Genomic DNA, 13,081 nt, shown 5'->3' on the forward strand with positions numbered 1-13,081 from the left:
GCCGCAGCGGGTAGCCCGCCGGCATGACCGTCACCGGGGTGCAGTTGCAGGAGTTCCTGGCCGGGCTCGACTACCCGGTCTCCCGCGCGGACCTGGTCCGCTGGGGCCAGGAGAACGGCGCCAGCACCGAGATGTTGCAGATGCTCAGGGCGTTGCCGATGGAGGAGTTCGACACCCCCGCCGAGCTGGGCGAGGCGCTCAACACCCTGGTCTGAGCTGGGTCACCACCCGGCCCTTCCGGGGTCCACGGCGTGCAGCAGCCGGAACAGCACCAGCCACTGCTCGGGCCAGACCAGCCCGACCGGGGTGTCCGGCGCGAGCCGGGCGGCCCGCAGGGCGCCGTCGACCCGGCGGCGCGGGTAGCCGGTGCGCAGCGAGGCGGCCAGCGAGCCGCCGACCCCGCCGAAGCCCAGCTCCACCATCCGCCGGTACGCGGGCAGCACCGCCCGGGGCAGCAGCGGCTCGGGGCGGCGGTCCAGGCGCAGGAGCCCGCCGTCGGCGCCGGGTACCGGCCGGAACGCGCCCCGCGGCACCCGGCCGGCCAGCCGCCAGTGGTGCTCGGGCCAGGTGAGCACGGTGAGGCGGCTCCACCGGCCGTGGTCGCCGGCGCGCTTGCGGGCGTAGTCGAGCTGGGTGAGCAGGGTGGCCGACCGCAGGCCCGGCGCGGCGAGGCACCAGCGGACCACGGCGGCGGTCAGCGACCAGGGGATGTTGCCGACGACGGAGAACGGCCGGTCGGGCGGGGCGGCGGCCAGGAAGTCGGCCGCCCGGACCTCGACGTGCGGCAGGTCCGCGCAGGTGGCGGCCAGCTCCGGCAGCACGGCCGGGTCCACCTCGTACGCGACCAGCCGGCCGCAGCGCGCGGCGAGCGGCCGGGTGAGCTGGCCGCGCCCGGCGCCCACCTCCAGCAGCAGGTCGTCCGGGCCGGGGCGGGCCGCCCGGAGCACCCGCGCGATGGCGGCCGGGTCGGCGAGGAAGTTCTGGGACAGCACGCGACGGGACCGGTCGCGCGCGGTGGTACGGGTTCGGCGGGGCGCCACAAGATCGTCCTGTCTGTCGCCCGGACGGGCGACGGGAACGGACAGGCGGCGCGGAGGCGGGCCTGTCCGAGCGGATCGGGACTCGGACGACCCTGGAGGTTCGGCGGGGACGCGACGGCCACCCCGATCGGGGCAGGCGGCGGCGCACCGGGCAGCCGGCGGCGGCCGGCCCGCTCAGGGGCCGGCGGTGCGGACGGTCAGGTCAGGCGCGGTGGGCGTCCCGGCCGGCCAGGGCCGGGCGCCGGACCCGCGGGCGGGCGACCAGGAGGAGCCCCCGCGCGGCCGGCGCGACGGCCACGTCGATCAGGGCATGCGTGAACATGCCGGCCAGGCTAGCGGCGGCCCGGCCGGCCCGCGACGGATTTCCTCAGAGGTCGACGGTGCGCCGCTGGCTGCGGGCGGTCTCGGCGGCGTCCAGCACCGCCACGACCTCACGCCCGAACCGGACGTCGCAGCGGTGGTCGCGGGTGCCCGCCTCGACCTCCTCCAGCAGCTGGTCGATGGCCGTGCCGAACGCCTGGAGCACGCTGCCGTCGCCGGGCGGGACGGTCTCGGTGCCGTTCTCGCCGAAGAAGACGAAGTCCCGGGTGACCGCCTCGGCCGGCGCGTCGAGGGTGAGGGAGAGGGTGCTGGTGGCGCCGCCGTCGTGGGTGAGCAGCAGGTGCACGAGGCCGCTCGGGCCGTCCATGGCCGCGACCCGGTTGACCCGGCCGAGCACCGGCAGGATCAGCGACAGCGCGTGCGGGCCGATGTCCCAGAGCGCGCCCCGGTCGCGCCGCCACTGCGAGTCCCCGTACGGGTTTCCCGGCTGGTAGATCGACGCGAACATGGTCGCCCGGGCGTGCTGCCAGCCGCCGGCCGCCGACGTGGCGGCGAGGAAGCCCGTGACGTTCGGGTGGAAGCGCTGGGTGAAGAAGACCACCGAGGCCACGCCGGACGCCTGCGCGGCGGCGACCACCCGGTCGGCGTCGGCGAGGCTCAGCGCCAGCGGCTTGTCCAGCAGCAGGTGCCGCCCGGCGTTGGCGGCCCGGACGGCGATCTCGGCCTGCACGTCCGGGGGCAGCGCCACGGCGATCGCGTCGCAGGCGTCGAGCAGCGCGTCCACGTCCTCGAAGACCGGTACGCCGTGCCGGGTGGCCAGCGTGGCGGCCTTCGCCGGGTCACGCCCCCAGACCCCGGCCAGCTCGGCCCGCGGGTGCGCGTCGATGGCGGCGGCGTGCGTCTCCGCCGCCCAGTGACCCGTGCCGAACAAGCCGAACCGCACCCCGGACCCCCTGCTGTCGTCCCCCGCCACGGCGTACGCCGGTGGCCGTGATCCACGCTAGTCGCCCGGCCGGGCCGGCGCGCCGCGACCCCGCCGGAGAGCCGGTCGACGGTGGCTACTACGACGATTAGTAGGCTGTGCCGGTGAACTCGACTGCGCCGGAACGGCGTCGATGACCACCGCGGCGGCGGGCGGCTCGCCGGTGGACGGGATCCTCGCGACGGCCTCGATCGTGCTGTCGCTCCTCGTGGCGGTCTGGGCCCTGGTGGCGGCCGTACGCCACCGTGCGCCGGACCGGCTCCAGTTCGTCGGCCTGGCCGTGCTGGAGGTGGCCCTGCTGGCGCTCACCGTGGTGGCGCTGGTCGCGCTCGGCGACGGCGAGCGGCCGGGCGAGCCGGGGGCGTTCTTCGGCTACCTGGTGACGCTGGTCTGCCTGCCGCCGCTGGCCTGGGTGCTGGCCCGGATGGAGCCGACCCGGTGGGGCTCGGCGATCGTCTGCGCCGTCTGCCTGGTCACCCCGGTGGTGGTGGTCCGGTTGCAGCAGACCTGGGAGGTCGTCGGTGGCTGAGCAGCGGGCGACGAACCGGGGGCCGGGCCGGTTGCTGATCGCGGTCTACATCCTCTTCGCCATCGCCGCGACCTCGCGGGCCGGGCTCCAGATCGCCACGAAGTTCGACGAGGCGCCGGTGGCGTACCTGCTCTCCGCGCTCGCCGCGCTCATCTACATCGTGGCGGCGGTGGGGCTGGCCCGGGCCGGGCACGCCGGCCGCCGGGTCGCGCTGGCCTGCTGCTCGGTGGAGCTGGTCGGGGTGGTCGGTGTCGGCATCCTGAGCCTGGCCGACAAGGAGCTGTTCCCCGACGAGACGGTCTGGTCTGGCTTCGGCAGCGGCTACGGCTACATCCCGCTGGTGCTGCCGGTGCTCGGCCTGCTCTGGCTCTGGCGCACCCGGCACGACCCCGCCTGAGGGGGCCGCGCCGGGTGACGCGTTCAAGGCCTCAGTCCTTGGGCCCGCCGGCGACGTAGATGACCTGGCCGGACACGAAGGACGCGCCCTCGCTGGCCAGGAACGAGATGGTGTGCGCGACGTCCTCCGGGCGGCCGGTGCGGCGCACCGGGATCTCGGCGGCGGCGTGCTGCTGGAGTGCGGAGAAGTCCACCTTCATCCGGGCCGCCGTGGCGGCCGTCATGTCGGTGACGATGAAGCCGGGCGCCACCGCGTTGACGGTCACCCCGAACGGGCCCAGCTCGATGGCGAGGGTCTTCGTGAAGCCCTGCAGGCCGGCCTTGGCGGCCGAGTAGTTGGCCTGGCCCCGGTTGCCCAGCGCCGAGGTGCTGGAGAGGTTGACGATCCGGCCCCACTTCCGCTCGACCATGTGCTTCTGGGTGGCCTGGCTGAACAGGAACGCGCCGCGCAGGTGCACGCCCATGACGGTGTCCCAGTCGGCCTCGGTCATCTTGAACAGCAGGTTGTCGCGGAGCACGCCGGCGTTGTTGACCAGCACGGTCGGCGCGCCCAGCTCGGCGGTGACCCGCTCCACGGCGGCCTCCACCTGGGCCCGGTCGGACACGTCGGCGCCGACGCCGAGCGCCCGCCCGCCCGCGGCGGCGATGGCGTCCACGGTCTCCTTGGTCGCCGACTCCTCGATGTCGACCACGGCGACGGCCATGCCGTCGGCGGCCAGCCGCCGGGCGGTGGCCGCGCCGATGCCGCGCGCGGCTCCGGTCACGATGGCGACGCGGGGCTCCTCCGACATGATTACCTCCCGGTAACTTGGGCTCGATCGAAGGAGCTTAACGCCGGGCCCGCCGTCAGAGGCCGCTGCCCCGGCAGATCCGGATCCACCGGTAGCCGTAGCCGGCGAGCTTCAGCCGGTCCAGCTTGCCGACCTCCTCGTAGTTGCGGTCGGTGAACACGTCGATCGGCAGGTCGGCCTCGGGGGCGAGGACGCTCAGGTCGACCTCGGCGTCCTCGGTGCCGAGGTTGTGCAGGAAGACCATGGTCCCGGTCGGCCCGTCGGCCCGGTGCGCCAGCACCCCGGGCGGCATCGGCACGTCGATGTGGCTGGTGCTCCCCGAGCCGATCTCCGGGGCCTCCCGGAGGGTACGGATCATCCGCTCGAACCAGCCCAGCAGCGACCTCGGGTCCTTGCGCTGGGCGGTCACGTTGACCTTCTGGTAGCCGTAGTCGCCCTTGTCGAGCACCGGGCGGACCAGCTTCTCCGGATCGGCCGTGGAGAAACCGCCGTTCTCCTTGTACGACCACTGCATGGGGGTGCGGATCGCCTCCCGGCCGGGCAGCGACAGGTCCTCGCCCATCCCGATCTCCTCGCCGTAGCGCAGCACCGGCGTGCCGCGCAGCGAGAACTGGAGCGCGTACGCCAGCTCGATCCGCCGGCGGTCGTTGCCGAGCATCGGGGCCAGCCGGCGGCGGATGCCCCGGCCGTAGAGGCGCATGTCCTCGTCCGGGCCGAACTGCTCGTACACCTGGTTGCGCTGTTCGGCGGTGAGCCGCGACAGGTCGATCTCGTCGTGGTTGCGCAGGAAGGTGGCCCACTGCCCGCCCTCGGGCAGGGCCGGGGTGTCGCGCAGCGCCTCGATCACCGGCTCCGGATCCTGCCGCGCCAGGGCCAGCATCAGCCGCCCGTTCATCATGAAGTCGAAGAGCATGTGGATCCGGTTGGCCGAACCGCCGCTGTCGCCGAAGTAGACCGGCAGCTGGTCGGGCTCGACGTTCGCCTCGGCGAGCAGGACCGCGTCCCCCCGCCGCCACTGCACGTGCTGGCGCAGCTCGGTGAGGAACTCCATGTCCTTGGGCGAGTTCGGGTTGCCGGCCTCGGTTAGCTCGATGATGAACGGCACGGCGTCCATCCGGAAGCCGGAGACGCCGAGCTGGAGCCAGAACGACATGACCTTCTTGATCTCGGCCCGGACCTCGGGGTTGGCGACGTTCAGGTCCGGCTGGAACTTGTAGAAGCGGTGGTAGTACCAGGCCTTCGCGGTGCGGTCGTAGCTCCAGGTCTCGTTCTGCTCGCCGGGGAAGACCATGCCCTGGTGCCGGTCCGGCGGCGCCTCGTCGCTCCACACGTACCAGTTGCGGTACGGCGAGTCGGGCGAGGAGCGGGCGGACTGGAACCAGGGGTGCTCGTCCGAGGTGTGGTTGACCACCAGGTCGATGATCACCCGGATGCCCCGGTTCCGCGCCTGGTGCAGCAGTTCGGCGAAGTCGCCGAGGGTGCCCAGCTTCGGGCTGACGTTGTAGAAGTCGGTGGCGTCGTAGCCGTCGTCCCGGTTCGGCGACGGGTGGATGGGGTGCAGCCAGAGGCAGGTGACCCCGAGCCGGGCGAGATAGTCGAGCCGGCCGATCAGGCCGCGGAAGTCACCCACCCCGTCGCCGTCGGAGTCGGCGAACGTGTCCACGTCGAGGCAGTAGACGACCGCCTCCTGATACCACCTGTCACCCATGCCTCGTCTACTTCTCCGGTCGGCGGCTGCGGCAAACCCACGGCCCGGCGCGCGCCCGGTACGGTGCCGGCATGACCGCCGACACGCACCCCCTCGACTGGTCCGCCGGCACCTGGCTCAACCCTCCGGAACGGGCCGAACCGGCCGGCGGCGCGCTGCTGGTCGAGCCGCGCGGGGGCAGCGACTTCTGGCGGCGGACGAGCTACGGCTTCGTGCACGACGACGGCTCGGCGCTGCTCGCTCCGTTCCCCGTGGACAGTGCCGTGGAGGTGGGCTTCCGGCTCGACTACGCGGCCCAGTTCGACCAGGCCGGAGTGCTGGTCCGGGTGGACGAGCGGCGGTGGACCAAGGCCGGTGTGGAGGTCAGCGACGGGCAGCCGCAGGTCGGCGCGGTGGTCACCGACGAGCTGTCCGACTGGTCGGTGGCCCCGGTGCCGGAGTGGTCGGGGCGGGACGTGACGGTCCGGGTCAGCCGGGCCGGGGACGCGCTGACCGTCCGCGCGCGGGTGGAGGCCGAGCCGTGGCGCCTGGTCCGGGTGGCCCCGCTGGACCTGGGGGCCGAGGCGGTGGCCGGGCCGTACTGCTGCTCGCCCAGCCGGGGCGGCCTGGTGGTCCGGTTCACCGGCTGGCGGCGGGGGCCGGCGGACGCCGCGCTGCACCCGGAGGGCTGACCCCGCGGTCGGTGGGTCCGATCACCGGCAGGTGTGACCGGCCCGAGTCGGGGTACCGGTTACGGATCCCCGGCACCGCGCGGAAGGACGCCCATGGCACTCGCCCAGAACGTCGACCCGAACGAGTTCACCGGGCTGACCGGCTGGGTGGCGACCGTGATCGACTCGTTCGGTGCGGTCGGGGTGGCCCTGCTGGTCGCCCTGGAGAGCATCGTCCCGCCGATCCCGAGCGAGGTCGTGCTGGCCATGGCGGGCTACCTCGCCGCCGAGGGCCGGTTCAACGTGGTGCTGATCGTGCTGGCCGCGACGGCCGGCTCGCTGCTCGGCGCGCTGGTGCTCTACTGGCTCGGCGCCGCCCTCGGCGAGGAACGGCTGAAGCGCTGGCTGGACCACATCCCGCTGGTGGACCGGGACGACCTGGAGAAGGCTGACCGCTGGTTCGAGCGGCACGGCCGGTGGGCGGTCCTCGTCGGCCGGGTGGTGCCGGTGGTGCGCAGCCTCGTCTCCGTGCCGGCCGGCGCGAACCGCATGCCGCTGGGCGAGTTCATCCTGCTCACCACGCTGGGCAGCGGGGTGTGGAACGGGCTGATCGTCGGGGCCGGTTTCGTCCTCGGCTCGCGGTGGCAGGACGTCGACCGCTACAGCCACTGGTTCAACTACGCGATCTTCGCGGTCTTCGCCGTGACGATCGCGAGCTGGGTGGTCAAGAAGGTGCGCCGGCGGCGCGCCCGGCGGTCGGTGACCGCCGGGCGCTGACCGGGCGGGTCAGAATCCCGCGGTGATGCTGGTGAACTCCCAGGTGTTCTGGGCGATGCCGGAGCAGTTGGAGACCACCCCGCCGCCCGGGCAGGGCCGGTCCCGGTTGACCGACCAGAAGGTGAACCGGGCGAGCCCCCGGGCCTTGGCCCAGTCCCGGATCTGGGTCCAGGTGGCCGGCGTGGTCAGCTCCTGCTGGTCGGAGAGGCCGTTCATGCCGGAGATGCCCATGTGGGCGTAGGCGGTGGCGTCGGACCAGCCGAAGGCCGTCTTCAGCGCGTTCTTCAGGCCCTCGGCGGCGTTGACCGTGCTCTGGTACATGTTCGCGCCGCCGCCGAAGTCGAACGGCATGATGGTGAAGACGTCGATGTTGGCGCCCCTCGCGGCGGCCTGGTTGATCAGCCGGGTGCCGTAGTACGACGGCCCGGTGGTCGAGGTGCCGAAGGTGACGATCGTCTTGATCCCCGGGTTGTTCTGCTTGACGATCTTCAGGGCGTCCAGGATCCGGTCCTGCACGACCTCGTTCTCGAACTCGTCGCTGTTCTCGATGTCGATGTCGATCGCCTTGAGGTTGTAGGCGTTGATGACCTGCTGGTACGCGCCGGCCAGCGCGCTGGCCGAGGAGCAGTTCGGGCCGAGCTTGTTGCCGCTCCAGCCGCCGAACGACGGGATGACGTCGCCGCCGGCCGCCTTGATCGCGGCGATGGTGCTGGCGTGCGCGCCGCCGGTGAGCGGGCCGCTGCCGTCCCAGGCCGGGGTGCAGCCGCCGCCGGACAGCACGAACGCGATGGTGAACCACTTGATCCCGGTCGCGCCCATCACCGTCGACGGCGCGGGCGGGTCACCCCAGCCCGGGTAGAGGTAGGGCGCGGCGGCCATCGCGCCGCCACCGCCGCCCGTGCAGCCGGTGGTGGTGGCCGACACGGCCGCCGACTTCGCCGACTCCCCGCTGGCGTTGTACGCGGCCACCGTGTAGCTGTGCCCGGTGCAGGCGCCCAGCCCGGAGACCGTGGCCGAGGTGCCGGTGACGGTGGCCTTCACGGTGCCGCCCTCGTAGACGCGGTAACCGGTGACCGTGCCGGACACGGCGTTCCAGGCCAACGAGACCGAGGTGTTGGTGGTGCCGGTGACCCGGAGGCCGCCCGGGGTGGCCGGGGCGCCCGGGTTGCCGCCGCCCCCGCCGGTGCACGAGCCGCCGTTGACCGTGCAGTTCACGGGGTCGCCGGTGCCGCTGACGATGAAGCCGAAGCTGGTGCTGGCACCCGGGGCGAGGGTGCCGTTCCAGGACTGGTTCACCGCGGTGACGTGCTGGCCGGAGGTGGTCAGCCGGGCGTCCCAGAACGAGCCGAGGGTGCTGCCGGCGGGCAGGTCGAACTGGACGTTCCACGAGGAGATGCCGGCCGAGCTGTTGTTGGTGACGGTGAACTTGGCCTCGTACCCGCTGCTCCAGGTGGAGGTGCGGACGAAGGCGGCGGTGGCGGCGGAGGCGGGCGGCGCGGCCAGCACGGTGCCGGCGACCAGGGCGGCGGCGAGCGCGACGGCGAATGTCGCCAGGCGGGTGGAGCGGAGTCTCACGGCGTCCTCCAGGGGACCGTTGTGGTGGAGGGTGGGCATTTACGACCGTCGACGTGCGCTCATTATTAAGACTGTTAACTGTTTCTGTCCAGAGGCAGACCGGGGGTCCCTCGCGGGGACCCCCGGGCCGGCCGCTCAGCGCCGGAAGGTGAACCAGTTGACGTTGACGAAGTCGGCCGGCTGTCCACTGCTGAAGGTCAGGTAGACGGTGTGCCGGCCGGTGACGGCGGCGACGTTGCCGGGCACCGAGCGCCAGCTCTGCCAGCCGCCGGTGTTGGCGACCGCGAAGCTGCCGATCGGCGCGCTGGTCGGGCTGTCGATTCGCACCTGGACCAGCCCGCTCACCCCGCCCGGCGCGCCGGAGGCGACCCGGGCCACGAAGTCCTTCGGCGGGGTGGCGCCGAACTCCACGTTGTCGTAGCGGGCCCAGTCGCCGTTGGCCAGCCAGCCGATGTCCTGGCCGCCCTCACCGCACGGCTCCACCTGCACCCCGTTCTGGCCGCTGAACGCCTCGGCCTGGATGGTCGAGTACGCGTCCACGGCTCCGCCCGGCGGCGGCGTGGTCGGCGTCGGCGACGGCGTGCCGCCGCCACCGCGGGTGTAGGCGGCCACGTAGTCGACCACCATGGGTCGGCCGGAGACGGTCGACGCCGTGGGCGTGGCGGACCCGGCCACCCCGTCCGGGAAGCCGCCGCCCATCGCCACGTTCAGCAGCATGAAGTAGCCGCTGTGGTTGGTCATCTGGCTCCAGTACGGCTCGCCGACCTGGTTCTGGCTCACCGTGTGGAAGAGCTGGCCGTCGACGTACCAGCGCAGCTGCTGGGGGCTGATCGAGGCGTCCCACTCGAAGCGGTAGGTGTGGAACGCCGACTGGCAGGCGCTGCCCGGGCAGGCGCGCGAGGCGCCGATGCCGTTGAACTCGTTGCACGGCCCGCCCGGGGCGACGCCGCAGTGCAGCACCCCCCAGACCGAGTTGATGCCGTTGACGTTCTCCATGATGTCGAACTCGCCGATGCCCGGCCAGTTCTGGTAGTTGCCCCGGTAGGGCGAGCCGAGCGCCCAGAAGGCCGGCCAGTAGCCGGCGGCCTGCGCGCCGGTCACGTTCGGCATCTGGATGCGGCCCTCCAGGGCCAGGACTCCCCCGGACGGCGGCTTGAAGTTGGCGCGGACCGTCTCGATCCGGGCCGAGGTCCACCGCCCGGAGCCGTCCTTGAGCGGGGTGATCCGCAGGTTGCCGGCGCCGTCGTGGGCCAGGTTGGCGGTGCTGGCGGTGTAGGTCTGGATCTCACCGGTGCCCCAGTTGGCCGGGCCGCCCGGGTAGCTGGTGCCGGTGTCGATGATCCAGTTGGCGGAGGAGGGCAGGGTGCCGGCCGCGCCGGTGAAGTCGTCGCTCCACACCAGGCTCCAGCCGGAGGGCGGCGGCGGCACGGCGGCGTGCGCGGTCATCGTGACGGTCGCGAGGGCGGTGGTGGTGGCGAGCACGGCGGCCGCCAGGGAGAGCCGCCGGCGGGACCGGCGCACGGCGGAGGGGGCGGCCGTGGCCGCCGGGACAGGATTCATCGGGGTGCCTCTCTGCGGGGACGGGCAGGAGAGAGCGCTCTCTGAGAGCGATTTCTACGCGCCCGCCCCCACAGTTGTCAACGTCCGTCGATGCCTGAGGGCTGGGGCCGGCGCAGCACCACCTGCTCCAGCGCCGTCCACGCCGTCGTGGTGACCAGGTAGAGCACCGCCGCGAGCGGCACCACGAGCGCCACCAGCACCGTGGTGAAGGGCAGCAACGGCACGAGCCGGCCCAGCACCGCGGCGCCCGGGCCCTCGGTGGGCGCGCCGGCGATGGTACCCGTGGCCGCGGCCGCCCGGCGGGCCCGCCGCGACGACCACCAGGCCAACACGAGCAGGGCCGCCAGCAGCACCCCGAAGACCGCCACCACCGGGCCGGTGAGCCCGTCGCCGAGATGCCAGCCCAGGGGTACGCCCGCGAACCGCTCGTGCAGCAACTGGGGCGACGGTTCCAGGTCGCCGCGCGGCGTCAGACGTGCCGAGCTGGAACTGTCGAGGCCGTCACCGGTGGCGAAGACGCGGTACATGACCAGGAAGAACGGCGCCTGCAACAGCGCCGGCAGGCAGCCCGCGACCGGGCTGGCACCGGCCCGCCGGTAGAGCGCGAACAACTCGCTCTGCAGGCGGCCGGGGTCGTCGGCGTACCGCCGCTGGAGGTCGCGGACCTCGGGGGCGAGCGCCGCGCGGCGCCGCTCACCGCGGACCTGGGACAGGGTGAGCGGCGAGATCAGCAGCCGGACCCCGATGGTGAACAGGACGATCGCGGCGGCCGTCGCGGCCCCGCCGGCCAGCGGGGCGAGCGTGCCGGCGAGCCAGGTGACGACGCCGGCGGCGGCGGACGCCGCGGCGTGCAGTGGTGCGAAGGCGAGCATGGGAAGACCCCTCGGTCCGATTCCGGATGCCCCGGCGGGACGACGCGTCCCACGGGACGGATGACGACGGAACCGGCCGCGCGGCGACGATGCGCCGGAGGACAACCCGGCGCGAGGCGGCTACGCGGCCGAGGGGCGCAGCCCGGGCGCGCGGGGCCGCGGCCGCCCCGGTGCGTCCGGGTCGACCTGGCGGGGCACCCGGCGCTGCCGGGCCCGGGCCCGCAGGGCGAGCGCGAGCCGGCCGGCGCGCGGCGTGGGCAGCGCCCGGACCCGCAGCGCGAGCAGCGTGGCGAGCAGCAGCGCGGCGGCCACCGCCGCGCCGGCCAGCAGGCCGGCCGGGCGGTCCGCGAGCAGGGTGAGGGCGTACGCCCACGTCCCCGTCACCAGCATCCCGACCACACGCCGACTCTAGAACCCGCTGTCACGTCCCGGTACGCGATCGCCGGAGCGACCGTCCGCCCGACGCCGGTCGTCACCGTCCGCGACGTGGCGCCGGGGACGGGCGCGGCCGTCGGCAGCCACCGCCCGGCCGGTCGTCTCCGGGCGGAATCCCTTCGGCGCCGGGCGCGGTGACCCACGAACGGGGGACGTGAACCGGCGCGTAGCCGACGACACGCCGCCCGGCGCGTTTCCCCCCGCCGACACGGTGGGTAACAGGGCATCGACCGCGCGGCACGGTGCCGCAGCCGGTACGGAGTGGACGGTGGTCTCGATGAGCGGGTCAGTGGCGGAGCGGGAACGGAGCGCCGCACCGGGCGGCACGGACCTGCTGACAGTCGGCGTGGAGGAGGAGTTCCTGCTCGTCGACCCGCACACCGGGACCGCGGTGCCCGCCGTCGACCTGGTCATGGAACAGGTGCCGGCCGAGCTGCGGGGCCAGGTGGAGCGGGAGTTCCAGACCAGCCAGATCGAGATCGGCAGCCCGCCCGGGCTGGAACTCTCCTCGATCCGGCACTCGCTGGCCATGCTCCGCGCCGAGCTGGCGGCAGCCGCCGAGCGGGCCGGCGTCCGGCTGCTGGCCATCGGCACCGGGCCGGTGGACGGGCCGGTGCCGCCGGTGGTGGACAAGCCCCGCTTCGACCGGATGATCGAGCGGTTCCGGCTGCTCGTGCCGGGCCCGGGCAACAACGGCATGCACGTGCACGTCGGCGTCCCGGACGCGGAGACCGGGGTACAGGTGCTCAACCACGTCCGGCCCTGGCTGCCGATCCTGCACGCGGTCACCGCCAACTCCCCGTTCGCCAAGGGCGAGGACACCGGCTACGCGAGCTGGCGCTCGGTCGAGTGGGAGCGCTGGCCCTCGGTGGCGCCCACCCCCTGGCTGGAGTCGCACGAGCACTACGAGCGGCTCATCCGCCAGCTCATCGCCAGCGGCGTGATGCTCGACGAGGGAATGCTGTACTGGTACGCCCGGCTCTCCGCCAAGTACCCCACCGTGGAGATCCGCATCGGTGACGTCTGCCCGACCGTGGACGACGCGGTGCTGGTCGCCGCCCTGGTCCGGGCCCTGGTGGCCACCGCCATGACGGAACTCGCCGAGGGCCGGCCGGCCATCAACACCGACCACCACCTGCTGGTCGCCGCGCACTGGCGGGCGGCCCACGACGGGCTGGAGGGCGACGGCGTCGACCTGACCGACGGCGAGCTGCGCCCCGCCTGGGAACTGCTGGACGGGCTGGTCGAGCGGGTCCGCCCCGAACTGGAACGGCACGGCGACCTCGACCGGGTGACCGACCTGCTCGGCGGGCTGCGCCGGCACGGCAGCGGGGCGGCCCGGCAGCGGGCGGTGTTCGCGCGCACCGGCAAGCTGGTCGACGTGGTCGCGGACGTGGCCCGGCAGACCCGGGGCTGAGCGCCCCCGCCGGCGCGGCGCGCGTGAC

The 13,081-nt window shown here is 73.8% G+C and carries 14 protein-coding genes; 6 read left to right on the plus strand and 8 right to left on the minus strand.

What is annotated here, in order from left to right; all coding sequences use genetic code 11:
- Positions 1 to 23: 23 nt before the first annotated feature.
- The gene (locus ABZ452_RS02645) at positions 24 to 215 is read left to right on the plus strand and encodes a DUF2795 domain-containing protein (protein ID WP_357938228.1); all 192 of its coding nucleotides are present in this window, start codon (positions 24 to 26) and stop codon (positions 213 to 215) included.
- Positions 216 to 221: 6 nt separating this feature from the next.
- On the opposite strand, the gene erm is transcribed toward ABZ452_RS02645, so the two are convergent.
- Together erm and ABZ452_RS02655 are read right to left on the minus strand one after the other, a co-directional pair.
- On the minus strand, positions 222 to 1,040 hold the full coding sequence (gene erm / locus ABZ452_RS02650; protein WP_357938230.1) for an ErmE/ErmH/ErmO/ErmR family 23S rRNA (adenine(2058)-N(6))-methyltransferase: 819 nt from the start codon (positions 1,038 to 1,040) through the stop codon (positions 222 to 224).
- A 367-nt stretch (positions 1,041 to 1,407) separates the two neighbouring features.
- Entirely contained in the window at positions 1,408 to 2,304 is an 897-nt protein-coding gene (locus ABZ452_RS02655) for a Gfo/Idh/MocA family oxidoreductase (protein ID WP_357938232.1), read from the minus strand.
- Positions 2,305 to 2,476: 172 nt separating this feature from the next.
- Between ABZ452_RS02655 and ABZ452_RS02660 the strand changes: the two genes are divergently transcribed.
- Positions 2,477 to 2,872: a hypothetical protein gene (locus tag ABZ452_RS02660; RefSeq protein WP_357938234.1), complete on the plus strand. Its 396-nt coding sequence runs from the start codon at positions 2,477 to 2,479 to the stop codon at positions 2,870 to 2,872.
- Positions 2,865 to 3,269: a hypothetical protein gene (locus ABZ452_RS02665; RefSeq protein WP_151463475.1), complete on the plus strand. Its 405-nt coding sequence runs from the start codon at positions 2,865 to 2,867 to the stop codon at positions 3,267 to 3,269. Before ABZ452_RS02660 ends, ABZ452_RS02665 begins: the two co-directional genes overlap by 8 nt.
- A 31-nt stretch (positions 3,270 to 3,300) precedes the next feature.
- On the opposite strand, the gene fabG is transcribed toward ABZ452_RS02665, so the two are convergent.
- A complete protein-coding gene (gene fabG, locus ABZ452_RS02670) occupies positions 3,301 to 4,059 on the minus strand; it encodes a 3-oxoacyl-ACP reductase FabG (protein ID WP_357938236.1) in 759 nt (252 codons plus the stop codon).
- 55 nt (positions 4,060 to 4,114) lie between these two features.
- On the minus strand, positions 4,115 to 5,767 hold the full coding sequence (locus ABZ452_RS02675) for an alpha-amylase family protein (protein ID WP_357938238.1): 1,653 nt from the start codon (positions 5,765 to 5,767) through the stop codon (positions 4,115 to 4,117).
- A 71-nt stretch (positions 5,768 to 5,838) separates the two neighbouring features.
- On the opposite strand from ABZ452_RS02675, the gene ABZ452_RS02680 reads away from it, so the two are divergent.
- Positions 5,839 to 6,438, plus strand: a complete 600-nt coding sequence (locus ABZ452_RS02680; protein WP_357938240.1) for a DUF1349 domain-containing protein — start codon at positions 5,839 to 5,841, stop codon at positions 6,436 to 6,438.
- Positions 6,439 to 6,531: 93 nt separating this feature from the next.
- Positions 6,532 to 7,194 (plus strand): DedA family protein, encoded by a 663-nt coding sequence (locus tag ABZ452_RS02685; RefSeq protein ID WP_357938242.1) that lies wholly within the window; start codon positions 6,532 to 6,534, stop codon positions 7,192 to 7,194.
- 9 nt (positions 7,195 to 7,203) lie between these two features.
- Here the strand turns inward: ABZ452_RS02685 and ABZ452_RS02690 are convergent, their stop codons facing one another.
- The 4 genes from ABZ452_RS02690 to ABZ452_RS02705 form a co-directional block, all read right to left on the minus strand.
- Positions 7,204 to 8,769 (minus strand): cellulose binding domain-containing protein, encoded by a 1,566-nt coding sequence (locus ABZ452_RS02690; protein ID WP_357938244.1) that lies wholly within the window; start codon positions 8,767 to 8,769, stop codon positions 7,204 to 7,206.
- 135 nt (positions 8,770 to 8,904) lie between these two features.
- Positions 8,905 to 10,329 (minus strand): carbohydrate-binding protein, encoded by a 1,425-nt coding sequence (locus tag ABZ452_RS02695; RefSeq protein ID WP_357938246.1) that lies wholly within the window; start codon positions 10,327 to 10,329, stop codon positions 8,905 to 8,907.
- A gap of 77 nt (positions 10,330 to 10,406) precedes the next feature.
- Complete coding sequence (locus ABZ452_RS02700; protein WP_357938248.1) at positions 10,407 to 11,201, minus strand: membrane protein insertase YidC; 795 nt, start codon at positions 11,199 to 11,201, stop codon at positions 10,407 to 10,409.
- Between the two features lie 120 nt (positions 11,202 to 11,321).
- On the minus strand, positions 11,322 to 11,591 hold the full coding sequence (locus ABZ452_RS02705) for a DUF6412 domain-containing protein (protein WP_357939059.1): 270 nt from the start codon (positions 11,589 to 11,591) through the stop codon (positions 11,322 to 11,324).
- A gap of 313 nt (positions 11,592 to 11,904) precedes the next feature.
- On the opposite strand from ABZ452_RS02705, the gene ABZ452_RS02710 reads away from it, so the two are divergent.
- Positions 11,905 to 13,053 carry a glutamate--cysteine ligase gene (locus ABZ452_RS02710; RefSeq protein WP_357938250.1) on the plus strand — a complete coding sequence of 383 codons (1,149 nt, stop codon included), beginning with the start codon at positions 11,905 to 11,907 and terminating at the stop codon, positions 13,051 to 13,053.
- Positions 13,054 to 13,081 lie beyond the last annotated feature (28 nt).

The organism is Micromonospora sp. NPDC005707, from assembly GCF_040631005.1.
Lineage (GTDB): Bacteria > Actinomycetota > Actinomycetes > Mycobacteriales > Micromonosporaceae > Micromonospora.